This is a genomic window from Curtobacterium sp. AC272, from assembly GCF_979258155.1.
This window is the reverse complement of sequence record NZ_OZ409838.1, coordinates 2,846,139-2,870,208: the sequence shown is the minus strand read 5'-3', so window position 1 is coordinate 2,870,208 and position 24,070 is coordinate 2,846,139. Positions and strand designations below refer to the sequence as shown.

At 71.9% G+C, this 24,070-nt stretch carries 24 protein-coding genes and 3 pseudogenes; 6 read left to right on the top strand and 21 right to left on the bottom strand.

Annotated elements, in window-relative coordinates:
- Nucleotides 1-5: 5 nt before the first annotated feature.
- The 7 genes and pseudogenes from ACZZ0J_RS14820 to ACZZ0J_RS14790 all read right to left on the bottom strand — a co-directional run.
- The gene (locus ACZZ0J_RS14820) at nucleotides 6-2,789 is read right to left on the bottom strand and encodes a hypothetical protein (RefSeq protein WP_463437527.1); all 2,784 of its coding nucleotides are present in this window, start codon (nucleotides 2,787-2,789) and stop codon (nucleotides 6-8) included.
- 5 nt (nucleotides 2,790-2,794) lie between these two features.
- Nucleotides 2,795-3,628: an HtaA domain-containing protein gene (locus ACZZ0J_RS14815; protein ID WP_463437526.1), complete on the bottom strand. Its 834-nt coding sequence runs from the start codon at nucleotides 3,626-3,628 to the stop codon at nucleotides 2,795-2,797.
- A gap of 68 nt (nucleotides 3,629-3,696) precedes the next feature.
- On the bottom strand, nucleotides 3,697-5,085 hold the full coding sequence (locus ACZZ0J_RS14810; protein ID WP_463437525.1) for a hypothetical protein: 1,389 nt from the start codon (nucleotides 5,083-5,085) through the stop codon (nucleotides 3,697-3,699).
- 62 nt (nucleotides 5,086-5,147) lie between these two features.
- Nucleotides 5,148-5,318, bottom strand: a complete 171-nt coding sequence (locus ACZZ0J_RS14805) for a hypothetical protein (RefSeq protein ID WP_463437524.1) — start codon at nucleotides 5,316-5,318, stop codon at nucleotides 5,148-5,150.
- Nucleotides 5,315-6,118 carry a heme ABC transporter ATP-binding protein gene (locus ACZZ0J_RS14800; RefSeq protein WP_463438197.1) on the bottom strand — a complete coding sequence of 268 codons (804 nt, stop codon included), beginning with the start codon at nucleotides 6,116-6,118 and terminating at the stop codon, nucleotides 5,315-5,317. The genes ACZZ0J_RS14805 and ACZZ0J_RS14800 overlap by 4 nt, the downstream gene beginning before the upstream one ends.
- The gene (locus tag ACZZ0J_RS14795) at nucleotides 6,115-7,218 is read right to left on the bottom strand and encodes a FecCD family ABC transporter permease (protein WP_463437523.1); all 1,104 of its coding nucleotides are present in this window, start codon (nucleotides 7,216-7,218) and stop codon (nucleotides 6,115-6,117) included. The genes ACZZ0J_RS14800 and ACZZ0J_RS14795 overlap by 4 nt, the downstream gene beginning before the upstream one ends.
- Before the next feature lie 145 nt (nucleotides 7,219-7,363).
- Nucleotides 7,364-8,341, bottom strand: a pseudogene (locus ACZZ0J_RS14790) (heme/hemin ABC transporter substrate-binding protein); the annotation flags it as partial.
- A gap of 62 nt (nucleotides 8,342-8,403) precedes the next feature.
- Between ACZZ0J_RS14790 and ACZZ0J_RS14785 the strand changes: the two are divergent.
- The 3 genes and pseudogenes from ACZZ0J_RS14785 to ACZZ0J_RS14775 form a co-directional block, all read left to right on the top strand.
- Nucleotides 8,404-8,880: pseudogene (locus ACZZ0J_RS14785) on the top strand (glycerate kinase); the annotation flags it as partial.
- A gap of 125 nt (nucleotides 8,881-9,005) precedes the next feature.
- The gene (locus ACZZ0J_RS14780) at nucleotides 9,006-9,497 is read left to right on the top strand and encodes a glycerate kinase (protein ID WP_463437522.1); all 492 of its coding nucleotides are present in this window, start codon (nucleotides 9,006-9,008) and stop codon (nucleotides 9,495-9,497) included.
- A gap of 114 nt (nucleotides 9,498-9,611) precedes the next feature.
- Entirely contained in the window at nucleotides 9,612-10,658 is a 1,047-nt protein-coding gene (locus ACZZ0J_RS14775) for an NAD(P)-dependent alcohol dehydrogenase (RefSeq protein WP_463437521.1), read from the top strand.
- A gap of 75 nt (nucleotides 10,659-10,733) precedes the next feature.
- Here ACZZ0J_RS14775 and ACZZ0J_RS14770 read toward each other — a convergent pair whose 3' ends face one another.
- From ACZZ0J_RS14770 to ACZZ0J_RS14755, 4 genes are all read right to left on the bottom strand, one after another.
- The gene (locus ACZZ0J_RS14770) at nucleotides 10,734-12,140 is read right to left on the bottom strand and encodes a hypothetical protein (RefSeq protein WP_463437520.1); all 1,407 of its coding nucleotides are present in this window, start codon (nucleotides 12,138-12,140) and stop codon (nucleotides 10,734-10,736) included.
- The gene (locus ACZZ0J_RS14765) at nucleotides 12,130-12,954 is read right to left on the bottom strand and encodes a TIGR03943 family putative permease subunit (protein WP_463437519.1); all 825 of its coding nucleotides are present in this window, start codon (nucleotides 12,952-12,954) and stop codon (nucleotides 12,130-12,132) included. The genes ACZZ0J_RS14770 and ACZZ0J_RS14765 overlap by 11 nt, the downstream gene beginning before the upstream one ends.
- Complete coding sequence (locus ACZZ0J_RS14760) at nucleotides 12,941-13,897, bottom strand: permease (protein ID WP_463437518.1); 957 nt, start codon at nucleotides 13,895-13,897, stop codon at nucleotides 12,941-12,943. Before ACZZ0J_RS14760 ends, ACZZ0J_RS14765 begins: the two co-directional genes overlap by 14 nt.
- Before the next feature lie 140 nt (nucleotides 13,898-14,037).
- Entirely contained in the window at nucleotides 14,038-14,616 is a 579-nt protein-coding gene (locus ACZZ0J_RS14755; RefSeq protein ID WP_463437517.1) for a TetR/AcrR family transcriptional regulator, read from the bottom strand.
- Nucleotides 14,617-14,716: 100 nt separating this feature from the next.
- On the opposite strand from ACZZ0J_RS14755, the gene ACZZ0J_RS14750 reads away from it, so the two are divergent.
- Both ACZZ0J_RS14750 and ACZZ0J_RS14745 read left to right on the top strand, forming a co-directional pair.
- The gene (locus tag ACZZ0J_RS14750) at nucleotides 14,717-15,031 is read left to right on the top strand and encodes a DMT family transporter (RefSeq protein WP_123293830.1); all 315 of its coding nucleotides are present in this window, start codon (nucleotides 14,717-14,719) and stop codon (nucleotides 15,029-15,031) included.
- A gap of 1 nt (nucleotide 15,032) precedes the next feature.
- A complete protein-coding gene (locus tag ACZZ0J_RS14745) occupies nucleotides 15,033-15,401 on the top strand; it encodes a DMT family transporter (protein WP_463437516.1) in 369 nt (122 codons plus the stop codon).
- A 142-nt stretch (nucleotides 15,402-15,543) separates the two neighbouring features.
- Here ACZZ0J_RS14745 and ACZZ0J_RS14740 read toward each other — a convergent pair.
- The 3 genes and pseudogenes from ACZZ0J_RS14740 to ACZZ0J_RS14730 all read right to left on the bottom strand — a co-directional run bounded on the left by ACZZ0J_RS14740 (nucleotide 15,544) and on the right by ACZZ0J_RS14730 (nucleotide 17,378).
- Nucleotides 15,544-16,682 (bottom strand): annotated as a pseudogene (locus ACZZ0J_RS14740) (CE1758 family FMN-dependent luciferase-like monooxygenase).
- 85 nt (nucleotides 16,683-16,767) lie between these two features.
- A complete protein-coding gene (locus tag ACZZ0J_RS14735; protein ID WP_463437515.1) occupies nucleotides 16,768-16,998 on the bottom strand; it encodes a hypothetical protein in 231 nt (76 codons plus the stop codon).
- A complete protein-coding gene (locus tag ACZZ0J_RS14730) occupies nucleotides 16,923-17,378 on the bottom strand; it encodes a phosphatase PAP2 family protein (RefSeq protein WP_463437514.1) in 456 nt (151 codons plus the stop codon). The genes ACZZ0J_RS14735 and ACZZ0J_RS14730 overlap by 76 nt, the downstream gene beginning before the upstream one ends.
- A 527-nt stretch (nucleotides 17,379-17,905) precedes the next feature.
- Here ACZZ0J_RS14730 and ACZZ0J_RS14725 point away from each other — a divergent pair.
- Nucleotides 17,906-18,355, top strand: coding sequence for a DUF4383 domain-containing protein (locus ACZZ0J_RS14725; RefSeq protein ID WP_165901145.1), 450 nt, complete (start codon nucleotides 17,906-17,908; stop codon nucleotides 18,353-18,355).
- Between the two features lie 75 nt (nucleotides 18,356-18,430).
- On the opposite strand, the gene ACZZ0J_RS14720 is transcribed toward ACZZ0J_RS14725, so the two are convergent.
- The 7 genes from ACZZ0J_RS14720 to ACZZ0J_RS14690 form a co-directional block, all read right to left on the bottom strand.
- A complete protein-coding gene (locus tag ACZZ0J_RS14720; RefSeq protein WP_214547865.1) occupies nucleotides 18,431-19,756 on the bottom strand; it encodes an ATP-dependent DNA helicase in 1,326 nt (441 codons plus the stop codon).
- Complete coding sequence (locus ACZZ0J_RS14715) at nucleotides 19,753-21,690, bottom strand: cytochrome c oxidase assembly protein (RefSeq protein ID WP_463437513.1); 1,938 nt, start codon at nucleotides 21,688-21,690, stop codon at nucleotides 19,753-19,755. Before ACZZ0J_RS14715 ends, ACZZ0J_RS14720 begins: the two co-directional genes overlap by 4 nt.
- Before the next feature lie 175 nt (nucleotides 21,691-21,865).
- Complete coding sequence (locus ACZZ0J_RS14710; RefSeq protein WP_111085379.1) at nucleotides 21,866-22,153, bottom strand: HU family DNA-binding protein; 288 nt, start codon at nucleotides 22,151-22,153, stop codon at nucleotides 21,866-21,868.
- A 279-nt stretch (nucleotides 22,154-22,432) separates the two neighbouring features.
- Nucleotides 22,433-22,738, bottom strand: coding sequence for a 30S ribosomal protein S14 (rpsN, locus tag ACZZ0J_RS14705; RefSeq protein ID WP_111085378.1), 306 nt, complete (start codon nucleotides 22,736-22,738; stop codon nucleotides 22,433-22,435).
- A gap of 2 nt (nucleotides 22,739-22,740) precedes the next feature.
- Nucleotides 22,741-22,911: a 50S ribosomal protein L33 gene (gene rpmG, locus ACZZ0J_RS14700; protein WP_017886456.1), complete on the bottom strand. Its 171-nt coding sequence runs from the start codon at nucleotides 22,909-22,911 to the stop codon at nucleotides 22,741-22,743.
- Nucleotides 22,911-23,147 (bottom strand): 50S ribosomal protein L28, encoded by a 237-nt coding sequence (gene rpmB, locus ACZZ0J_RS14695; RefSeq protein ID WP_111085377.1) that lies wholly within the window; start codon nucleotides 23,145-23,147, stop codon nucleotides 22,911-22,913. Before rpmB ends, rpmG begins: the two co-directional genes overlap by 1 nt.
- A gap of 228 nt (nucleotides 23,148-23,375) precedes the next feature.
- The gene (locus ACZZ0J_RS14690; RefSeq protein ID WP_132099422.1) at nucleotides 23,376-24,068 is read right to left on the bottom strand and encodes an alpha/beta fold hydrolase; all 693 of its coding nucleotides are present in this window, start codon (nucleotides 24,066-24,068) and stop codon (nucleotides 23,376-23,378) included.
- Nucleotides 24,069-24,070 lie beyond the last annotated feature (2 nt).

The following is a 24,070-nucleotide window of genomic DNA, read 5'->3' as shown; positions in this document are numbered from 1 at the left end:
CGTCGTCAGACGCCCGCCGCAGCCGATGCCACCACCGGCTTCCGACGCGTCCGAACCTGCAGCACCCCGGTCAGCAGCAGCACGACCAGGCCGATCGCGAGCACCACGAGCCCGCCGAGGAACCCGATCACCACGAGCAGCAGGGTCTCGGTGGTCATCCCGCCGCCTGCGCCGCCGTCTGCCGCCGCCGTGACGGACCCGGCTCCGGAGTCGGCCGACTGGGCGACCGCTCCGACGCCGTCGACCACGGTGAACGGCACCGCGACGACCGTTCCCTGGTCACCGACGAGCACGACGTGGTGGTCGCCGCCCTCCAGTCCGGTGGTGTCGACCGAGGCGGTGGCCGTGGCGTCCTCGACGGCGAAGTCGTCGCCCTGCACCGGTTCGGAGTAGGTCCACACGCTCCCGCCCTCGTCGTCGCCCGTCCACGGCAGGCGGAGCTCGAACTGGTCACCGGCGGTGACCTCGTCGGGGATCCCGGCGTCGGCGGCCGCGACGGTGGGGATGTCGCCGGCGTCGATCTTGCGTGCCAGCTCGTCGGAGTCCGCGGCGGGGGCCGTGGGTGGCTCGGCGGCCGAGGGTGCCTTCGCGCTGTTCCGGGGCTGGGCGGCGGTGTTCCGCGGCACAGCGGTCGGCGCGGCGATCGGCGCGGCCGTCGGCGCCGTGTCCGAGGCGTTCGTGATGGTCGGTGCGGTGGCGGCCGGCGGCAGCTGCACGACGGGCGGCTGGATGACCGTGCCGCCGTTGCCACCACCCGTGTTCGGACCGGTCGGCAGGGTGCCGGGGACCGTCTGTCCGGCGAAGTACACCGGCGTGAAGGTCTCGAGCGCGGCGTCGGCGGCGCCGTGCGCACCGATGGTGAGGACACCGCACTGCACGGCCCCGGACAGGCAGTCGACGCGCTTGGTCGACTGGCCGGTGAACGTGGAGCGCGCGATGACGCCGCCCTGCGTGAAGCCGGCGTTCTTCGTGCCGCTGAGCTTCGCGGTCGCCGCGGCGCCGGTGCCGGTGTTGTCGGGCCAGGCGACGAAGCCCTGGCCGTCCTGCCCGGTGCCGCCGGACCCGGGGACGTAGTCGTAGCCCGCGCCGGCCGCTCCCCCGGCGCTCGGGTGCTTCGTGACGTACCCGAACAGCACGTACAGCCCGGAGCCGTTCGTGTTCTTCGTGAAGCCCGAGCCCGTCACGGTGAGCTTCGAGCCCGCCGCGGCGGTCGAGAGTCCGGTGGCCGGCCGCACGTTCGTCGAGGCGCCCCGAGCGTTCTCCGCCCCGGTGATCGACCCGTCCGCGCCGACGACGGTCGACCCGCCGCCGCCGTTCCCGCCACCCGGGTTCGTCGGCGCCTGCACGGTGACGCGCAGGGTCGCGGTGTCCGAAGCGACCCGACCGACGACGGTCGCACCGAGGACGTTCGTGGCGACCGCGCGGTACCGGTCGCCGTTCAGCCCCTCGGTGGCGGTGATGCGGAGTGTGCTGGTCGTCGCGCCGGCAACCGAGGGACCGTCCTGCAGGTCGGCCCAGCCGGACGGGGTGTGCTGCTGCCACTGCACGGTGGGCGTCGGGGTCCCGGTCGTGGTGACCGCGAAGGACACCTGCTGCGGCGTGGCGGGGGTCGTGCTGCCGTCGGTTCCGGTGGTCGCACCGGTCAGCGTCACGGCGACGTCGGCTGGCTGCGCCGTGACGGTCGGGGTGGTCACGACCCGGAACGTGCGGAGCCCCTGGTCGGCGGCGTCGGTCGCGGCGTTCACGACGCCGACCACCGCGCGGCCGTCGGCAGCGACCACGATCGGGTCGCCGGTGTAGCTGGTGCCGGGCGTGTACTCGGCACCGAGCGTGGGCGCGGCGCTGCCGTCGATCGCGTACGCGCGGACGACGTTGCCGGTGTCGGTGCTGCCGGCGGCCGACACCCAGAGGCGCTTCGCGGACTCGTCGACGGCCAGGTACGCGGCACCGCCGACCCGGTCGATCGAGGTCGTCACAGCCGGGGTCCCGCGCAGCGACACAGCTCGGAGGGTGGCGTCGCCGTCGTTGCTCCACCACGCCCGGCCCCGGGAGTCGACGACGGTCCCGCCGGCGGCCCCGGACGTCGCGGTGGCGCCGATCGACACGTCGGCGACCGAGGCTCCGGTGTCGAGGGCGACGACGCGGGCGAGCGCGGCGGCCTGGTCGAAGACGACGGCGCGCTTGCCGGCCCAGTCGACGCCGACCGAGGAGATCGTCCCGGTGACCGAGCCGATCAGGGTGGCCGTGCGGGTGACGGCGCGGACGGTCCCGCCAGCGGGGCTGGTGCCGACCTCGGACACCGCATCCGAACCAGAACCAGAACCGGAACCAGCGCCAGAGTCAGCACCAGAACCCGAACCCGAACCAGCGCCAGAGTCAGCACCGGAACCAGAACCGGATCCGGCACCCGCCCCGACGGCGGCCACCCGCAGCAGCCCCGCGGACCCGCTGTTCGCGGCCGGGGCGACCTGCGCGACGATCGAGCCGTCGGCGGGGTCGATCGCGAACGCCTTCGCGGCGGGCACCGCGACGGAGGGCTTCACGTGCACGACGTCCCGGTACGCGGCGTCCGTGCCGCGCACGACGACGACGTAGCCCTGGACGTTCGCGCCGGTGCCGCCGAACTCCGCGGCGGGCAACGACGCGGTCGCGACGATGTTCCCGGTCGACGGGTCGACGCTCGGCTTCGAGGTGGCGACACCGGGGTCGATCGGCCCGGCGACGCGCTTGCCGTCGTCGTCCACGACGAGGTAACTCGCCTTGGCGGTTCCGGCAGCCGGTACCTGCACGACGGTCAGGCGCGCGCGGCGTCCCGCACCACCGTGGTGACCCGGCCGATCGTGCTGTCACCGACCGTGGTCTGCACGCCGGTGCTCACGAGTCCCTGGACGCCGGGGTCGCTGAACCCCTGGTCGCCGTCGGCGCCGCCGTCACCGTCCGTCCCCTCGGCAGCCCAGTCGCCCGTCACGGCGACCGAGAGCGGGTCCAGCGCGGTGCCCGCGGCGTAGAACTGCGTCGGGTTGCCGCCGCCGGTGACGTCGGCTGCGAAGGCCGCTGCACCCGCCGCGGTGATCGTGGTGGGCAGACCGGTCCACGAGTACGCCCCGTCGGTGACCGATCGGGTGCCCTTGGTGACGTCGATCGTCGCGAACGCGATGCGCTTCGTCCCCGGGTCGGACGTCGTGGCACCGGTCGTCGGGTCCACCAGCCGCACGTCGACCCCGGCCGTCAGGGTGCCGGTGGTCGGCGTGAGCTCGATCGCCGGGTCGCGCAGCGAGATGACGAACGTGTGTGCCCGGTAATCGAACACCGCGGCACCGGAACCCGTGACGGTGAGCTTCCGCGTGGCGGGGTCGTAGCTGCCGCCCGATGCGGTGAACCGGAACGTGCCGTCGGCGTTCCTCGACGCACCGCCGGACACCGACTGCCCTGCGGCCGGCACGTAGTTCCGGAACGACTGCTTGAACCCCCAGTCGAGCGTGCCGCCCGTGACGGACGTGCTCGGACCCGAGGCGGCGGTCGCCGCGGTGGGCACGGTGCCGGCGATGGCCGCGGTCAGGCCGATGATCGCGGCGACGGTGGCGCTGAGCGCGCGGAGGCGACGGGCCGGTCTGGTCTGGGTGTGCATCGGTTCCTCGGGTCGGGGTGGTGCGCGTGGGAGACGGTGCCCCGGGCGGACCCGGGGCACCGCGTGGGTCACCAGGTGACGGGGACCTGGACCTCGTCGAGGTCGACCGGGTTGTTCGCGACGCCGTGCGCCGAGAACGTCTGGACGAAGCACTCGTACTGCCCGAGCGCCGCGTTGGCGGTCGCGGTCTTCGTGGCGTCGTAGTCGCAGCTGACGGTGGCGGCCGCGTCGCCGGTGTGGTGCGGGTCCGCGGTGTAGGACTTCGCGACGTCGATCGTCGTGGTGAAGCCGCCGCCGGCCGTGAAGGCGCTCTTCGACACCCACTGGGCGGAGCCGAACCAGCCGGAGTTGGTGGCGTAGTCCGCCTGCTTGGGCCCGTAGACGACGTAGACGCCGAAGCCGCGCCCCTGCGCGTTCCCGTCGAAGCCGCTGCCGGTGACCGTGACGGTGCCGTCCGAGACGCCGTGGAGCGCCCCCGAGCCGTCGGTCACGACCGAGGCCGGACCGCTGACGGACAGGCTGGCGCCGTAGTCGTTCGTGACCGCGGTGGCCGCGGACGCGCTGACCGCGGGCAGGACGGCGATGCCGACCGCGGCGACCCCTGCCGCCAGCGTGATCCCGAACGAGCGTGCGATTCGTGTCATGTTCGTGTTTCCCTCTCGATGTGGGCGCCCCCTGTGAGCACCCGGGTCCGGTGGTCCTACGGCGCGACGTCGGTCGCGGTGCGTCGTGCGGTGCGACGGGAGTGCACGATCGCGAAGACGACGAGCGCCGCGACGGCCACGACGAGCGCGGACAGGCCGCCGAGGACGATCCGCAGCACGCCCGGGTCGATCCCGCCCGAGGAGCCGTCGGCAGCCGCGGCCGACGAGGGAGTCGCCCCGGTCGGCGTGGTGGGGGTCGCCGACGCGGTCGGCTCCGGCGGTGGCAGTCGGCTTCGCCGATCGCGCGGATGGCTTCGTGGTCGCGCGGGTGTCGGCGCTCGCCTCGGACGACGGCTCGGCGGACGGACGGGAGGCACTGCCCGCGTCCGTCGTGTCGGCCGGCGTCTGCCCGGTGGTCGCCCTGGTACCGCCGCCGGCCAGCGTGCCGCCGCTGCCGTACAGGTTCTGCACGGAGACGGGTGTGAACGACTCGTTGTTCGCGTTCGCGACGCCGTGCGCGCCGATCGTGATGATCCCGCACTGCACGACCCTGCAGTCGACGGTCTTCGCGGCGCCGTTCCGGTCGAGCGCCTGGAACGTCGAACCGGGGACCTTGAGGGTCGCGGACCAGGTGCCCGTGGCGGAGTCGACCGTGCCGCCGTTCGCCGCCGATGCGGTGGTGCTGCCCTCGAAGGCCACGAAGTCGAGGTACCCGGTGGGGTTGGACTCGTCGTCGGGCACGTAGCTGTAGTCCGCGCCCGTCGCCCCGCCCTTGCTCGGCTGCCAGGTGCCGTTCACGGTGCCGAACGCCACGTAGATGCCGCCGTACCCGTTCTTGATGCCCTGGAACCCGGAACCACGCAGTCGCAGCGTCGTCAGGTAGGTCGAGTCGACCTGGTTCGTGACCGCGGGGTGCCCTCGATCGCGACGCTGACACGGCCGGCTGCCGATGCTGGGGCGACGCCCACCAGGGCGGCGCCCCCGGCACCGAGCGCGACGAGCAGTCCGGCGAGCGCGAGCCGCAGCGGGCGGGTGCGGGTGGTCACGAGGAGGCCTCCTGGAGGGTTCGGGACGGCACGACGACGGGCGTACCGGTGTTCGGGTCGGGCACGACGGTGACCGGGTGCCGGTAGACGGTGCCGATGCGGTCGGCGGTCAGGACGTCGATCGGGGTGCCGTCGGCGACGATCCGGCCGCCGGCGAGCATGGCGACGCGGTCGGCGTACGCCCCGGCGAGGCTCAGGTCGTGGAGCACCACGACGACGGCACCACCGGCCCGGGCGTGCGCACGGGCGACGGCCAGCACGGCCTCCTGGTGTCGCAGGTCGAGGGCGGCGGTCGGTTCGTCGAGCAGCAGCACCGGGGTCGACTGCGCCAGGACCCGGGCGAACGAGGCCCGGGCGCGCTCCCCGCCCGACAACGAGGGGAACGCCTGGTCGATCCGGTCGGCGAGTTCGACCTGGTCGAGCACCCGCGCGACCACGGTGTCGTCGTCGACCGCGCGCGGGGTCCCCCGCCACGGAGCACGGCCCATCCGGACGACCTCGCCGACGCGGAACCCGAAGGCCACGGCGGTGTCCTGCTCGAGCACGGCGCGCCGACGAGCGGTGGCGAGCGGTGCTTCGCCGCCGGTGCGCACGCCGTCGATCGCGACCGTGCCGCTGTGCGCGAGGTCACCGGCGATCGCCCGGAGCAGGGTCGACTTGCCGGCACCGTTCGGACCGACGAGCGCCAGGACCTCGCCCGCGCGCACCGTCAGGTCGACGTCCGTGAGCAGCGGTCGCCCGTCGATGACGACGCCGATCCCGGAGGCGACCACGGCGCCGACAGCGCTCGTCTCGGTCATGCCCAGCCTCCCGACCGTCGGCGCGCGCGGCGGAGGAGCCAGAAGAAGAAGGGACCGCCGACGAGCGAGGTCAGCATGCCGATCGGCAGGTCCGCGTACGGCACCAGGGTGCGCGCGAGCAGGTCGGCGATCGTCAGGAGCAGGGCGCCGCCGAGCGTCGAGACGAGCAGCAGCGGGCCGTGCGCCGGGCCGATGACCATCCGCATCAGGTGCGGGACGACGAGCCCGACGAACGCGATGATGCCGGCGAACGCGACCGCTGCGCCGACGAGCAGGGCGACCACCACGATCGCGACGACCCGGACGGCCTCGACCCGCACCCCGACGTGCCGCGCGGCCCGGTCGCCGAGGGCGAGCAGGTCGAGCGAGCGCGTCAGCACGACGGCGCCGACGAGGCCCGCACCGATGACGGGGGCGATCGCTGCGGCCTGGTCCCACATCGAGCCGTTCAGGGACCCGAGCTGCCAGAACACGATCTGCTCGCGCGCCTGCTGGTCGCCGAGGAACGTGAGGAAGGCGAGCCCGGCCCCGGTGAACGCGTTCACGGCGATGCCGGTGAGCAGGAGCGTGACGACCTCGGTGCGGCCACCGGCACGGGACAGCCCGTAGACGAGCAGCGTCGCGACCAGGCCAGCGGCGAAGGCCATCAGCGGCGTCGTCCAGTACCCGGCGAACTGCAGCCCGAACACGATCGAGGCGCAGGCTTCGAACGCCGCGCCGCCGGACACACCGACGACGCCGGGGTCGGCCAGGGGGTTCGCGAACACGGCCTGCATGAGCACACCGGCTGCGGCGAGCGCGGCTCCGATCAGCAGCGCCATCACGACCCGCGGGAACCGGATCGTCCACAGCGCCTGGGTGACGAGGTCGTCGGCGGGACCGTCCACGGGCAGGCCGAGCGACCGGCCCACGGTCCGGAGCACCTCGGCGGGCGAGATCCCGAGCTGCCCGACGCTCGCCGACACGAGCGTCGCGACGACGAGCGCCACCACGAGCCCGGTGGTGAGCAGTGCGATGCGGCCGACCCGCGACCTGGACGTGACCGCCGGTGCGGCGGGGACGTGCGTGGCGGGCGCGATCCGTTCCTCCCGGACGGTCACGAGGGTCCGCCGGACCGTAGATCGCCGCTGCCAACGCGGCCACGATCTCGGGGGTGCGCGGCCCGAAGCTCATCACCGTCGTGTCGGCCATGTCCACGATGCGGCGGTGCTCGCCCGCGGGCGTCTTCGCGATCGCGGGGACCTGCTGGAGCAGTCCGTCGACGCCGTCGACGGACTCGAGGCCCTTGGTCATCATGATGACGAGGTCCGGCTGCATCGCGACGAGCGCCTCGGCGTTGACGGGACGCATGCCCGTCCAGTCCTGTTCCGTCGCGACGTCCCGCCCGCCGACGGCATCGATGAGCGAGTCGGCGCCGGACTCGCCGCCGAACAGGTAGTAGATCCCGGCGTTCCCCCGCACGTACAGGAACACCATCTTCAGCTTGTCGGCCCGAGCCGACGGCGCGATCCGGGCCACCTGCGCGGCGACGGCCTGCTCCTGCGCGTGCACCTCGGCGGCCAGGCGGTCGCCGGTCGCCGGGACGCCGAGCGCGGTCGCGACCTGCTCGATGATCGCGTCGGTGTTCGTGGTGTCCCGGTGCGGGTCCAGGACGACGACGGGGACGCCGGCCTTCCGGATCTGCAGCACGACGTCCCACGGTCCGAGCGAGGTGTCGGTCAGCAGCACCGTCGGGCGGAGCGCGAGGATCGCCTCGGCGGAGAGTTCGTGGCCGTTCTGGGTGACGAGCGGCAGGTCCTCGGTGCCCGAGAAGCCGGTCGAGACGTCCCGTCCGACCAGGTGGTCCCCCAGGCCGAGGCCGTACACGGTGGACGACAGCGTGCCGGAGATGTCGAGCGCGAGGATCCGGTCCGCGCTCGTGACGGTCACCTCGGTGTCCTGGTTGTCGGTGACGGTGACGGGCAGCTCGGGCTCGTCGACCGTGCTCGCCGTCGGCGGCAGGTCCGTCGCCAGGGTCGCGGTGCGCTCGCCGGTCACGTCCTTCGCGTCGGTCACCGGGGCGATGGCCTGGAGGCTCGCGGCCGGGTCCGTCGCGCTCGTCCCGCGACCCGCCGCCTGGGTCGCCCCCGCGGTGCCGGTGCCGCCGCCCGAGCAGCCGGTCGCCACGGCGAGGACGACGAGGGCGGACGCTGCGGCCGTGAGGGCGCGACGGAGTGACGACATGGAGATGATCCCGAGTGCTGGTTCGTGAAGTTAGGGTGAGCCTCACCTAACCGTTAACTTAGGTGAGCCTTGCCTACCTTGTCCAGCACGTGTCGCCGTCTCCCCGCTACGGTGGTCCCGTGCGCATCGTGGTGGCTCCGGACTCGTTCAAGGGCACCGCGACCGCGGCGTCCGTCGCCCAGGCGGTCCGCGACGGCTGGCTGACCGAACGCCCCGACGACGACGTGGTGCTCGTGCCGATGGCCGACGGCGGCGAGGGCACCCTCGAGGCGTTCGGCGACCGCGGTCCCCGGTGCGGTCCGGGTCCCCGTCACCGTGACCGGTCCCGCCGGCACTCCCGTCGAGACGTGGTGGCTCATGCTGCCCGACGGCCGTGCGGTGGTGGAGCTCGCGGCGACGAGTGGTCTGCCGCTGCTCGACGAACTCCTGCCGGACACCGCGACGAGCCGGGGTTCGGCGAGGCGATCGCCGCCGCGCTCGACGCCGGCGCCACGGGGCTCGTGCTCGGCATCGGCGGCAGCGCCTCGACCGACGGCGGCCGGCCCGTGCTCGAGGCGCTCGGGTACGACGCCGACCACGACGCGCTGCGTGCCCTGCCGCCGCTCGGCGTCACCGTGCTGACCGACGTGACCTCTCCCTGCTCGGCCCGACCGGCGCGGCTGCCGTGTTCGGGCTGCAGAAGGGGATCGAGCCCTCGCGGGTCGCATTCTTCGACGAGCAGCTGGCCGCCTGGGCCGCACGGTTCCCAGACGTTGACCCGGCCACGCCCGGCGCCGGCGCCGCGGGCGGCGTCGGCTTCGGCCTGCTCGCCTGGGGTGCGACCCTGGCCCGCGGCGCGGACGGTGTCGCCGAGGTCCTCGGGCTGGCCGACCGACTCGACGGCGCCGACGTCGTGATCAGCGGCGAGGGCCGGTACGACGGGCAGTCCGCCGCCGGCAAGGTCCCGTCGGTGGTGCGGTCGCTCACGGCGACGCACGCACCCGGGGCCCGGTCGATGCTCGTCGCCGGCGCGATCGAGGCCTCGCTCGACGACTACGCCGCAGCCGCCTCGCTCACCGTCCTCGCCACGCAGACCACCGGGGAACCGCACGACGCCTTGGCCGACCCGCTGCGCTTCGCCACGATCGCGGGCCAGCGCCTCGCACGGCTGGCCTGACCACTCCGATTCCCGCGCTGGGGAGCCCCATTGGAACCTCCCACGCTGTGGCGCGCTCCATCAGACTGGTTCCGGGCCGGAACCGGCCCGCAACGCACCCCCACGAGGAGATCATTGCGCACCGTCAACGCGTACGCGGCACCGTCAGCGACCGAGCCGCTCGTCAAGACCACCATCACCCGTCGTGACGTCGGAGCGAACGACGTCGAGATCGACATCGCCTACGCCGGCATCTGCCACTCGGACATCCACACCGTCCGCGGGGAGTGGGGCCAGATCCAGTACCCGCAGGTCGTCGGCCACGAGATCGTCGGCCACGTCTCCGCCGTCGGCGAGAACGTCACCAAGCACCAGGTCGGCGACCGCGTCGGCGTCGGCTGCATGGTCAACTCCTGCGGCGAGCGCGAGAACTGCGTCGCCGGCGAGGAGCAGTACTGCCTCAAGGGCAACATCGGCACGTACACGAGCGTCGACCCGGCCGACGGCTCGATCACCCAGGGCGGCTACTCGCAGGCGATCGTCGTGAACGAGGACTTCGTCCTCCGCGTCCCTGAGTCGCTCGACATCGAGAAGGTCGCGCCGCTGCTCTGCGCCGGCATCACCACCTACTCGCCGCTGCACCACTGGAAGGCCGGCCCCGGCACGAAGGTCGCCGTCATCGGCATGGGCGGCCTCGGCCACATGGCCGTCAAGATCGCCGTCGCCCTGGGCGCCGAGGTCACCGTCCTGTCGCAGACCACCTCGAAGGAAGCCGACTCGCTCCGCTACGGCGCGAAGGCCCACTACGCGACGAAGGACCCGGAGACGTTCGAAAAGCTCGCGAACTCCTTCGAGCTCATCATCAACACCGTGTCGGCGAAGATCCCGATGGGCTCGTACCTCGGCCTGCTCAAGGTCGACGGCACGCTCGTCAACGTCGGTGCTCCGTCCGAGCCGCTCGAGGTCCCGGCGTTCGCCCTGATCCCGCGCCGGCTCAGCTGGGCCGGGTCCGCCATCGGCGGCATCCGCGAGACCCAGGAGATGCTGGACTTCTGCGCCGAGCACGACATCCTGCCGGAGACCGAGCTCATCGGCGCCGACCAGATCAACGAGGCCTACGAGCGCGTGCTGTCCTCGGACGTCCGCTACCGCTTCGTGATCGACGCGGCCACGCTGGCATAGTCGTCACCACCTGCATGACAGGGAGGCCCGGTACCAGCTGGTACCGGGCCTCCTGTCCGTCTGTCCGTCGGGCCGTCAGCCGACCTCGTCGCCGGACGGCAGCGCGCCGCACCAGTCGACGGAACCCGCGTCGATGCTCGCCTCGAGCGCACCGGAGGTCGCGTCGACGATGCTCACCAGCTCGTCGGTCGCCGACTTCGTCGCGACCGCGACGAACTGGCCGTTCGGGGACGGGCAGACCGCCGTGACGCTCGCGTCGTCGGGGATGGTCACCGGCAGCCGGGAGGCCCGCCCACCGTCCACGCGCACGATCCGTGCCGAGACGGTCCCGTCCGACCGCACGTCCCCCAGCACGCGCAGGTACGTGTCGTCCGTCAACGGGGCGATGCGGCCGAGCACCGCCGCGTCGGTGCTCGCGGCCGGCGCCCGCAGCGCCGTCTTCGCGCCGTCGGTCAGGTCGAGGCCCTCGATGCCCGTGCCGGTCTCGACCACCGCCGTGGTGCCCGAGCCGACGAACCCGTGCAGGTACGTGGCGCTGCCGAGCCGGACGGGGTCGGCGCGGCCGCTCATGTCGACGAGCACCAGGTCGTCGCTGCCCGTCCGCACCAGGGCGCTCTCGGTCCGGGGCACGTAGGCCCACTGCCCGACCGTCATCGGCACGGCGCCCGTCTGCGGCTTCCCGTCCTCGGCGATCGCGGTGGGCAGGTGCGTGCCCGTCATGTCGACCACGTACAGACCGGTGTTCCGCGACTGCCCGGTGGACGTGTCGGCGTACTCGAACCCGAACGAGGCCGCGTCGTCGGCGACGTGCAGCGCGGTGACCCGGCCCTGCGAGGACGGCAGGGTGAGGTGCTCGACAGGAGCGTCCGGGTCCTGCACCCCGCCGGACAGCGCGACCACGTCGACCGAGGAGCTCGCGTCGCTGCCGCTGACCACCACCAGGGACCGTCCGAGCCGGGCGTACTCCGAGATGTCGGCGCCCTGGTACACGGTCGTCGCACCGCCGGCGTCGAGGGAGCGGCGCACGATGCGGTCCTTCGCGCCGTCGGCTCCCGGCACGAGGGCGAGGACGTCGGTGCTGCCGGTCCGGATCGCGGCGGTCAGGTCCGCGGTGGCACGCTGCCCCGGAGCCCGGACGTTCGCGACGGTCACGGTGTAGTCGCGGTCGTAGGCCAGTGGTCCGGCGAACTCGACCGCGATCGTGTTGCCGCTCGAGGTCACGGTGTGCGCGGCCGCCGGGGTGACGCGGACGTCGGCGGCGGACACCTGCTGCAGTGCCTGGTTCGCCGTCAGGATCACCCGCTGCGCCGGACGGGACACCAGACCGGTGGCGTCGTACGACACGTCGCGCAGGCGCGGCCCCTGCTGCGACCCGACGACGGCGGCGAGCGCGGCGACGACCGCCAGGACGAGCACGACGGCGAGGTACCGGCGGTGGAACCGGCGCGTGACCGGGCGGCGGTCGGTGCGCTCAGTACTCATACGGGTCCTTCGGCTGCGCGATCTCGGTGACCTTCGCGGCCTTGATGACGATGCGGGCGTCGGCGGACTGGTCCGGGTTCGCCGCGAGTGCGCCGGTCACCGTGACCCACTGCCCCTCGTCGGGTGCGGAGCCGTCGGCGTCATCGGTCACCACGCCGAGGCCGACGGGCTGGGCGTCGACGGCGCAGCAGCTGATCACGAAGCGGGTGAGGGTGAACGAGCCGCCCTCGCCCGGCACCACGAAGCCGGACAGCCGCACCTGCTTGCCGACCAGTGCCGTGGTGTCGGTGGTCTGCCGGATCAGCGCCGCCCAGTCCTTGACGCCGTACTCCGAGGTGTCGACCCCCTCGCTGCCGAGCAGGGAGACCGCCGCCTCGGAGCCGGTCGCGTTCGACAGGGTCGCCGAGTCCACGCTCCGCTGCTGCGCGGTGCGGGCGGACAGCGTCGTCGGGGGCAGGACCAGCATCGACACGGTGACCCCGACCGTGACGATCGCGGCAGCCCCGCCGAGGGCGAGGCGGACAGCGCGACCACGGCCGGGCCCGCGCCGCCCGTGGTCGTGGTCCGGCTCGTGCTCATCCGCTTCGTCACCGTGCGTGTGGCCGTGGCCGCGCGCGATGACCACCAGGCCCGCGACCGAGGCGGGCACCGCGACGGCGGCGAGCACGATCGTGAACACCGAGTACCGCGGGTTGATGTACAGGTCGAGGTGCCCGACCAGCGCGAGCCAGAGCGTGCACAGGGCGACCGCGAGCACGGACCCGAGCCCGAGGTAGGCCGGGGCGTTGCTGCTGCGTGCGTCAGACGAGGACATTCATCACCAATCCCACGGCGCCGGCGAACAGCACGCACACGACGGCGAGCAGCACCAGGAACCGGACCCGGAACGTCGTGCGGAGCAGGGCGATCATCTTCACGTCGATGATCGGCCCGATGATCAGGAAGGCCGTGATCGACCCGGGCAAGAACGTCGAGGCGAACGACAGCGCGAAGAACGCGTCGACGTTCGAGCAGAGCGACACCGTCATCGCGAGCAGCATCATCGCCGCGACGGACAGCACCGGGTTCGAGCCGATCGCGACGAGCGTGGAACGGGGCACGGCGACCTGGATCGCCGCGGCCAGGCCGGCGCCGACGAACAGGGCCGGCATCATCGTCGCGGTCTCGCCGCCGAACTGCGCGGCGCTCTCCCGCCAACGGTTCCGGCTCCGTGGTGCGCCGATCGCAGCGCGGCACCGGGCCTCGAACGCGGGCAGCAGCAGGTCGGCCGGGCGGCGGTGCGCGGCGACGATCCAGCCGACCAGGTTCGCGATCACGAAGCCGCCGACGATCCGGACCGGCAGGATCCAGCCGGACCAGCCGAACGCCTGCGCCGTGCTGATGATCACGAGCGGGTTGAGGATGGGGGCGGCGACCAGGAACGTGACGGCCTCGGCAGGGGTGAACCCGCGCATCATCAGGCCGCGGGCGAGTGGCACGTTCCCGCACTCGCACACCGGGAACAGCATGCCGATCAGCGAGATCACGGCGCGGCGGCCGAAGGCGTTCTGCGGCAGGACCTTCTCGAGCGCACCGACGGGCACCCACACCTCGACGACGATCGACAGCACGATGCCGAGCACCACGAACGGCAGGGACTCGACCACGACGCTGATCGCCAGCGTCAGGAAGTCCTGCACGACGTCCGGCAGGCCCGCGGTCCCGATGCTCGGGGACAGCAGCCGGATCCCCAGGAGCACGACGACGGTGAGCAGCACGAGGCCCGGGCCCGTCAGGGAACGGGAGCGGAGCGCTGCTGCGGCGGCGTGGTCGTCGTCACCCGGAAAGGATAGGCGACGCGTGCTGCGTGGCGGTCCGCGCGGCCGCCTGCGCACCGTGCGAGCGCAGCGGGCCGCAGTCAGACCCGGGCGATGCCCGCCACGTGCCGGTCGAGCGTGTCGATCGCCCACGAGGCGTCGCCCCCGGGATCGACCCGCACGATGTGCATCGCGAGCCCGTCCACCAGGGCGTGCAGCCGCCGGGTCTCGTAGGGCACGTCGGCGTCCGGCACCCCGAGCGCCCGCAGGATCCGCCCGCACCACTCCCGCATCTCGTCGACGACCCGGTCGTGGAACGGCCGGAGCTCAGTGTCGGTCAGCGCTGCCGTGCCGAGGCCCAGGTAGACGTCGAGCTCGATGCGTCGCTCCTCGTCGAGGGGCAGGAGCTCGAGCAGGACCGCGTGCGCGTACGCCGTGCTCCGCAGGTCCGCGGGCACGGCGTCGATCCGGGCCGCGGTCGCGTCGAACACGAGCTCGAGCGCGTGCGACCGGACGCTCGCCTGGGTCGGGAAGGTGTAGCGGACGGTGCTCGGCGGCAGTCCGGCCTCTGCCGCGACGTTCCGGACGCTGAGCGCCCCCAGTCCGTCGCGGGCGAGCACCCGGCACGCGGCTTCGGACACGGTGCGGCGCCGCTGCTCGACGTCCATGCTCCTGGCCACCACGCCATACTCGCACAGTCGTACGAACCCGTGCTACCGTCGAGGTCATTGTCGTACAGTCGTGCGACTATGCGACCGAACGAACGAAGGGAACATCGTCATGGCATGGGTCATCCTCGTGCTGAGCGGCGTGCTCGAGGCCGTCTGGGCCACCGCACTGAGCGCCTCGAACGGCTTCAAGAAGGTCGTGCCGACGATCGTGTTCATCGCCGGCATGGCGCTGAGCATGGTCGGGCTCGCGTTCGCGATGAAGTCGATCCCGGTCGGCACCGCCTACGCCGTCTGGGTGGGCATCGGCGCCTCGCTGACGGTCGTCGTGTCGATCCTGCGCCGGCAGGAAGCCGCGTCGCTCGCACGACTCGGCCTCGTGTTCGGCCTGGTCGCCTGCGTCGTCGGCCTCAAGGTGGTGAGCTGAGGTGGCCTGGATCGTCCTGTTCGTCAGCGCCACGCTCGAGACCGTGTGGGCGACCGCCCTCGGCGAGAGCGACGGCTTCACCCGGCCCGGCCCGACGATCGTGTTCGCGATCACGATCGTGGTCAGCCTGGGCGCGTTCGGCTACGTGCTCAAGCACATCCCGATCAGCACCGCGTACGCCGTGTGGACCGGCGCCGGAGCGGCGCTCACGGTGCTGTGGGGCATGGCCACCGGCGCCGAGCCCGTCACCGTGCTGCGCGTGCTGTTCATCGCCGGGATCGTCGGCTGCGTCGTCGGCCTGAAGCTGGTGCCGGCCCGTCCGGCGGTCGCGCCCCGGGTCTCGGCGGGGCGAGCCCGAGACTCGGTCTGAGCGACCGATCTCGCGCCGCGTGCCCCGAGAACCGTCGCTGACCCCGAGACTCGGGTCGCGCTGGCGACACAGGCGGTGACGGACGGGAGGCCCGGTGCCAGCTGGCACCGGGCCTCCCGTCCGTCAGGTGGTCACGTGACGATCAGACGGAAGCGCCCGTCCACTCGTCCTCGGCGGCGACGTGGTCGCTGCCGACCGTGCCGGCGGCGAGCGCCGCGGCGGCGCGTTCCGTGTGGCTCGGCGGGTTGGACGGCACGTCGGACGGACGGCCCTCGTCGTTCAGCTTGCGGAGCTCGGGGACGATGTCCGTCGCCAGGATGTCGATCTGCTCGAGCACGGTCTTGAGCGGCAGCCCGGCGTGGTCGACCAGGAACAGCTGGCGCTGGTAGTGGCCGACGTGGTCCTTCATCGCCGCGTACCGGTCGATGACCTGCTGCGGCGAACCGACCGTGAGCGGGGTCTGGGCGGCGAAGTCCTCCATCGAGGGGCCGTGCCCGTAGACCGGGGCGTTGTCGAAGTAGGGCCGGAACTCGTTGACCGCGTCCTGCGAGTTCTTGCGGGCGAAGAACTGCCCACCCAGACCGACGATCGCCTGGTCCGCACGGCCGTGGCCGTAGTGCTCGAAGCGCTGGCGGTACAGCCCGACCATCTGCTCGGTGTGCTGGATCGGCCAGAAGATGTTGTTGTGGAAGAAGCCGTCGCCGTAGTACGCGGCCTGCTCCGCGATCTCGGGCGTGCGGATCGAGCCGTGCCAGACGAACGGCGGCACGCCGTCGAGGGGCGCGGCGTCGAGGTGAAGCCCTGCAGTGGCGTGCGGAACTTGCCCTGCCAGTTGACGACGTCGTTCTCCCAGAGCTGGCGGACGAGCGCGTAGTTCTCGATCGCCAGGTTGACGCCCTGGCGGATGTCCTGCCCGAACCACGGGTAGACCGGGCCGGTGTTGCCGCGCCCCATCATGAGGTCCATGCGGCCGTCGGAGATCACCTGGAGCATCGCGTACTCCTCGGCGATGCGCACCGGGTCGTTCGTGGTGATGAGCGTGGTGCTCGTCGAGAGCGTGATGTCCTTCGTCTTCGCCGCGAGGTAGGCCAGCAACGTGGTCGGCGACGAGGCGACGAACGGCGGGTTGTGGTGCTCGCCGGTGGCGAAGACATCGAGTCCGGCCTGGTCGGCGTGCTGCGCGATCGTGAGGATGTCGCGGACGCGCTGGGTGTCGTCCGGCGTGGTGCCGGTCGTGGGGTCGGTCGTGACGTCACTGACCGTGAAGATGCCGAACTGCATGATGCGCCGCCTTTCGCGATATCGATGCGTTTGCATCGACTTGCTGGGTACAACGTAGCGTACGCCGGTGCATTCCCACCAGGCGTCAGCGCGCTGCGGGCAGTGCTGCGGGGTCCGTCCGGGCCGCGTGGTGCATGCCGTCGAGGAACCACACCGCGGTCACCACCGCCAGGACGCTCGCGCTCGAGGCCAGTCGTCCGGCCATCAGGATCGCGGCGTGGTCGTGGGCGCCGTCCCCCGTCAGGCCGACGACGAGCGCGGCGACGCCGACGGCCAGCGTGACCCCGGTCGCGACGAGCAGGACGACGCTGACCACCCGGCGCGGTCCCCGTCGGCCGTCCCGGTCACCTCGGAGTCCCCGGTCGACCTCGGACCGAACGCCCGGACGACGCCGAGCCAGAACATCGCGATCGCGCACGCCCCGATGATGTCGCTCACCCGGTGCCAGCCGTAGACGACCGTCTGGTTGGCGACGAACACCGCGTAGGCGGCGCCGAGCAGGGTGACGATCGGCCGGAAGCGACGGGGCGTGACCATCAGGACGGCGAACAGTGCGGCCAGCGCGATGGTCGCGTGCCCCGAGGGGAACGAGTTCGGCGTCGTCGACTGGGCGATCTCCGGGCGCTCGGCGATACGCTTGACGAGCGTCGAGGTGGCCGCCGACGCGAGCACCACTGCACCCGCGCCGAGCCCCACCGAGAGCCGTCGCCTCGGCGAACGCCACCGCGACGATCACGACAACGAGCAACAGGATCACCGGCACCGAGATGACGTTGAGCGCAGTGTCCGAGCTGAACAGGTCGGACTCACGGACCCCGCCGAGCGCGGCGTCCTCCATGCGCTGCCCCACCGGCGTCAGCACCGCGGCCGCGTAGACGGAAGGCACGATCACGAACCCCAGAGCCGACAGCACACCCCACCGCAACCGTCGCGAGACGCTCGGTCCACGCGACTCCGGTGCATTGCGCTCGGGTGTCAAGGTCACCGGGCTGGTCCTCCTCGGAGTGGTCGTCGTCGGTCTCGTCGCCCGCCTGGTGACGGCGCTGCGATTCGGACGGTCGGGGTCGGACACGATACCGTTGGCTCACCGGCCGGAGGCTGGGAACCGCGCGGCCGTCACCCGCGGATCCCGCGCTGTGCCGCTCAGTGCCGCGCCGCTCAGTCCGGCGGGCACCGCCGGACTGACGCACGTCGCGTCGGCAGTGTACGAGGAGGAGACCGAAGTGGCCATCAAGGAACCGGGCATCACCGCCTCACCGAACCGCGGGCTCGCGCTCACGGTCGGTGGCGTCCTCGCACTCTGGGGCATCCTGGGCTTCTTCTTCGCCGCCGACGGCGACCCCGGCTTCTTCAGCCGCCAGGGCGGGATGCTCTGGAACGCCTTCGGGGTCAACCCGCCGCTCGCCCTCATCTGGGTGCTGCTCGCCGCGGTCCTGCTCATCACCGGGCTCGGCACCACCATCGGTTCGCGGAACGGCAACCTGGTCGTCGGCGCCGTGCTCGTCGTGTTGGCCGTCTACGGCTTCGTCTTCGTGAACACCTCGGCGAACATCTTCGCGCTGAACACCACCGACAACGTGTTCCACGCGATCGTCGGTGTCATCCTGCTGCTGACCGCGCTCGGTGCCGACAAGGAGAACCTCCGCGCGCTGCGTGCGGCGGCTCGCGCCTGACGCTCTGACACGATCCCCGACGCCCGTCTGCCGCTCCGGCAGGCGGGCGTCGTCGTTCGTGCGCGGCGAGGAGCGTCAGGCGTCGTCGTCGGAGTCGTCGTCGCGTTTCGGCTTCCGGGCTTCGAGTGCCGTCGCGACGATGCGTGGCGCCTCGGACATGAAGCGCCGGACGTCCGTGTCGACGATGATGTCCTGCGGCCGCAGGGGCCGGGTCAGGTACAGCCCCTCGAGCGAGGTCAGGCGTGACAGCGCGACGTAGGTCTGTCCGGCGCTGAACACCCGGTTGCCCAGGTCGACCACCGCGCGGTCGTAGGTGCTGCCCTGCGACTTGTGGATCGTCACCGCCCACGCGAGCCGCAACGGGAACTGCTGGAACTCACCGACGGTGTCCTTCTTGAGTTCCTTCTTGTCGGCGTCGTAGGAGTACTTGAACTTCTCCCACACCGACGGCTGGACCTCGAAGGACTCCCCGTCGACGTCGACCCAGACCGTGTCGCGGATCGCCGTGACGATGCCGAGCGTCCCGTTCACCCACCGCTGGTCGGCGTCGTTGCGCAGGAACATCACGTGCGCACCGGGCTTGAGCTCGAGGGCTTCGTCGGCCGGGAAGTTCCGCCCGCCGAAGTCACCGTTGACGTCGGCCTTCGCGGTCTTCACCTTGCCGGGCAACCGTTCGAGCGCCGCCTTGTTGATGCGCGCGACGGTGTCGTTCCGGGTGGCGAGGGTGATGGCGTCGTCGGGCGAGGGCCGTGCGCCCGCGGTGTTCAGCTGGTCGGCGATCTCGGCGGTCACCCGGCCGTGCCGCACCGCCGTGAGCATGGCGGCGAAGGCGTCGTCGCGCTGGCGGTGCACGGTGGCGAGCTCGATGATGTTCAGCTTCGCCTCGAGCCAGACCTTGGCGTCGAAGAACCACATCGACCGGTAGTGGTCGGTGAAGTAGGCGCGTTCGTCGGCACCGCCCGGGACCGGCGGCAACTGGTACGGGTCGCCGAACATGACCACCTGCACTCCGCCGAACGCCTCGAACTGCCGCCCGCGGGCCTTGCGGAGCGAGCGGTCCATCCCGTCGAGCAGGTCGGCGTTCACCATCGAGACCTCGTCGATGACCAGGGTGTCGATGGTGTTCAGGAGCTTGCGGGTGTCCGGTCCCTGGCGCAGCTCGGCATCGGCGATGAGGCCGATCGGCAGGCGGAACAACGAGTGGATCGTCTGGCCACCGACGTTCAGGGCCGCGACCCCGGTCGGTGCGCAGATCACGACCTGCTTCTCGGTGTTCCACGACAGGTGGTTGAGCAGGGTCGACTTGCCCGTGCCGGCACGACCGGTGATGAAGACGTGGTCGCGGGTGTGCTCGATGTACTCGAAGACGGCCCGCTGCTCGTCGCTGAGCTCGACGCTCATCGTGCGTCCTGCTCGAGGGTGCGCGCGTCTGCTCCGAGCGTGCGCTCCGGGGATCCAGCGCGCCGCAGCTGCACGAGCACCACCACGACGACCGCCACCAGGAGCAGCACCCCGGCGGCCACGAGCACGAGCCCACCACGGGCCTGGTCGACGAGCGGATCGGGGCCCCACGTCCGCCCCATCGCCCCGAACCACGACGCCTGCAGGAGCCCGAGCGGCCCGCGCATCGCGACGCCGAGCGACACCGCTCCGGCGGCGACGACCGCGGCCCCGATGATCCGCACGGCCGCCGCACCGCGGGTCGGGTGCTGCTGGCCGACCGCGATCGGGGTGAACAGCGTCGGCATCGCCAGGAGCCCGACGAGCAGGAAGCCCACGTCGATGACCGTGCGCCCCGTGGAGTCGCTCACCGACCAGCGGACGGCGTCGGTGGCGAAGTACGCCCACCACACTGCTGCGGCGAACAGGAACGCCGGGAAGGGCTGCACCAGGTAGCGGACCGCGGCGTTGTCGACCAGCACACCGGTCCACTCGCGCACGCCGGTGCTGTCGTCGTCGCGCGGGTGCACCGCGGCCCGGATGAGCACGACCGGAGCCGCCGCCCACACCAGCGCCGGCACCACCAGGCCGAGCAGCACGTGCGCGCCGACGTTCGCCGACACCAGGAACCGGTCGTACTGGTGCAGCGAACCGGACGTCGCGACCACGAGCGAGATGATCGCGAGGGCCGCCGCCACCGAACGGCGCACCGGCCAGTGGACCCCCGCGCGGCGCAGGCGCACGACACCGGCCGCGTACGTCGCGGCGAGCAGCACGGCGGCCATCAGCCAGAACAGGTCGATGTTCCACTGCGTCAGCCACCCCCAGGCCCCGGGCGCATGGGGCAGCAGGTCGTCGGAGAGCAGCTCGGCGGGGCTCGGGTCGGTCGTCTTGCTCAGCGCGATCTGGTCGACCGGCGTGGCCGTGCGTCCGAGCGCCGCGGCGAAGCCCGATGCGACGCCCATCACGGCGAGCTCGACCACGATCAGGGTCCAGAACGGGCGGTGTCGTGCCGGCGCCTCGGTCAGGGAGCGGATCGCACGCCGACGCTGCACGGCACCGAGGACCTCGATGGCGACGATCGCGCCGATCTTGACCAGCACGAGGGTGCCGTACGGCGTGAACAGGTTCGACAGGGCACCCACGCGGATCTGCGCCGAGGCGACGCCCGACACCGCCACGAGCACGAAGCACCCGAGCGCGATGCTCGAGTACCGCGCCACGACCACGGCCAGGCGGTCACCGGGCAGCACGCCGCGCAGGAGCACGAGCATGGTCAGGCCACCGACCCAGAGCGCGGCGCCGATCAGGTGCAGGCCGAGGGCGGTCACGGCGGCGTCGTGGCTCGCGGTACCGGCGGCGTGCCCCTGCTGTGCGAGCGGGATGAGGCCGATCATCGAGACACCGGCGGTCAGGGCGACCATGCCCCGGGAGCGGACGGCGAAGCAGAGCACCGTGACGGCAGCCGCGACGAGCACCGTGACGAGCCAGGCGAGCCCGAGGTCCGTGCCGGTGAGGAACACGCCCATCGACTGACCGAACTGCTCGTCGATGCTGATCTTCGAGCCGGCGACGCTCAGGAACGTGAAGAAGGTGGTGACCGCGGACGACACCGTCCAGAGCCCGCTGGCGGCGGCCGCGACGTCGATGGCGCGGTTCCACTCCGGACCGGAGCGCGAGAGTCCGACGGTGGCCAGCGCGAGGCCGCCGATCGTCGCGGCGGCGGACAGGTCCACGACCAACCGGGAGATCGGCAGACCGAAGCGGACCAGGGCACCGGGGTCGGCGATTAGCGCTGCGTTCGCACCACCGCCGATGACGAGTGCCGTGAGCAGCGCCACGAACCCGACGAGCAGGAGCACGGCGGGACCGGCGATGCGCGCGATCCGATTCACCCGTCAAGCCTAGGCGGTGCCCACCCGGCCACCGAACCGGCCGGGCCGACCTGTGGGAACCGGCACGGGCCTCCCGGTCGACCCGACGCACCGAACGCGACCCGACGCACCGAACGCACCCCGGAAACGACGAAAGGGACGGCCGAAGCCGTCCCTCCCGATGCGCGGAACAGTCTTACTTGACCGCAGCCTTGAGCTTCGAGCCGGCGCTGACCTTGACCGAGTCGCTCGCGGCGATCTCGATGGCCTCACCCGTCTGCGGGTTGCGGCCGGTGCGGGCGGCGCGGTGCGTCTTCTCGAAGGCGATCCAACCGGGGATCGTGACCTTCGTGCCGTCCGCGACGGACGACGAAACGACGCTGAAGAGCGCGTCGACGACGCCGTTGACGGTGGCCTGGCTCTGGCCGGACTCGGCGGCGACGGCAGCGACGAGCTCGGTGCGGTTCAGTGACTTGTCAGCCATTGGATGTCCTCCTCGGACTTCTTGCAGTATCGGTCGGACGGACGTGCCGTCCGGCGCCCGGAGCGGTTGCCCCGTGCCACGGTGCCAGTGGGCCGAGGGCCCGGCGGAACCGGAGTTGAACCTACCAGCCACATCGGACGAATTCAGCCGACTCGCCCGGATTTCCGGGCTTGTCGCGGGTCCAGCGGGGCAGATGTGACCACTGAGGCGCCCTTGTACCCCGGACACAGCGAACGCCCCGCCACCAGGAGGTGACGGGGCGTCGGGTGCTGCGAGTGCTTACCAGGAGCTCTTCGTGATGCCGGGGAGCTCTCCACGGTGGGCCATGTCGCGGAAGCGGACACGACTGATGCCGAACTCACCCAGGTGGCCACGGGGGCGGCCGTCGATCGCGTCGCGGTTGCGGTAGCGGATCGGGGATGCGTCGCGGGGCAGCTTCTGCAGGCCCACGCGAGCGGCCTCACGCGACTCGTCGGAGCCGTTCGGGTCCACGAGGGCCTTCTTCAGCTCGAGACGACGCTCGGCGTAGCGCGCGATGATGACGGCACGCTGGTTGTTCTTCGCGATCTTGCTCTTCTTCGCCATGCTTAGCGCTCCTCACGGAAGTCGACGTGCTTGCGGATCACCGGGTCGTACTTCTTCAGCACGAGACGGTCGGGGTTGTTCCGACGGTTCTTCTTGGTCACGTACGTGAACCCGGTGCCCGCCGTCGAGCGGAGCTTGATGATCGGACGGATGTCCTGACCCTTTTTCGCCATCAGATCTTCTCCCCACGGGCGAGGACGTCCTTGACGACGGACTCGATGCCCCGTGCGTCGATGACCTTGATGCCCTTAGCGCTGACGTTGAGCGTCACGTTGCGACGCAGCGACGGCACGTAGTACGTCTTCTTCTGCACGTTCGGGTCGAAGCGGCGCTTCGTCCGGCGGTGCGAGTGCGAGATGTTGTGACCGAAGCCGGGAACGGCGCCGGTCACCTGGCACACTGCTGCCATGGTTTCCTCCTGAGGTACCGTGCGACCGGACGGCCGCACCCAAGTTCACTTGCCTGGTGCGCACGCGCAGGACCACCGGAGTGGTGCATGCGAGGGGTTGTGCACACCGCCCAGGCCCGCAGCCCCTGTCGAAGGGGGAACGGACACCACGCGACCGCGGCGTTCGCGACGGTCGGAGGGCTTGGAACAACGGGTCTACCACGCGGACGTGGAGGACCAAGGAAGAGCCTACGCGAGCTCCGGGCGTGTCGCAAGCGCACGCACCATGAGCTCGCCGAGTTCGAGCGGCGCCGTGAACATCGGCCAGTGTCCGGTCTCGAGTCCGACGATGCTGAGCTCCTCGGTCGCGACGAGTTCCGCGGCCCAGGTCTGGTGGTCTGCCACCATCGTCGCGAGCTCGGTCGCCGGGATCTCGCAGGTGATCACCGTCGCCGGGATCGTGTGCCGGGCGGCGTCGGCGTAGTGGAACCGGTCGGACGGCACGGCGGCCGGCTCCGGGATCGCGCGGTGCTCGAAGGACTCCCGCAACGCCGGCGTCATCCCGCGCACCGTGGCCGGCTCCCAGACGTCCCACGACGGCAGCGGCACCACACCGTCGACCACGGGCAGTTCGTCGTTCACGCAGCCGCCGGCGGGACCGGGGAACGTGTCGACGTAGAGCAGGTGCGCGACGAGCGAGGGCCGCTGGTCGGCGGCCATGTACGCGATCGGTCCGGCACCGGAGTGTCCGGCCAGCACGACGGGCTCGTCCGGGCTGGCGACGTCGTCCAGGCGCTCCACGAGCGCCGCGACCTGCTCGTCGAGCGTGTCGCCGTCGCGGGTGATCGCCTCGACCGTGTGGCCTGCCTGCAGCAGCACCGGGGCGACGTCGTCCCACGCGCTCGCATCGAGCCAGAACCCGGGGACCAGGATGACGTGCATGG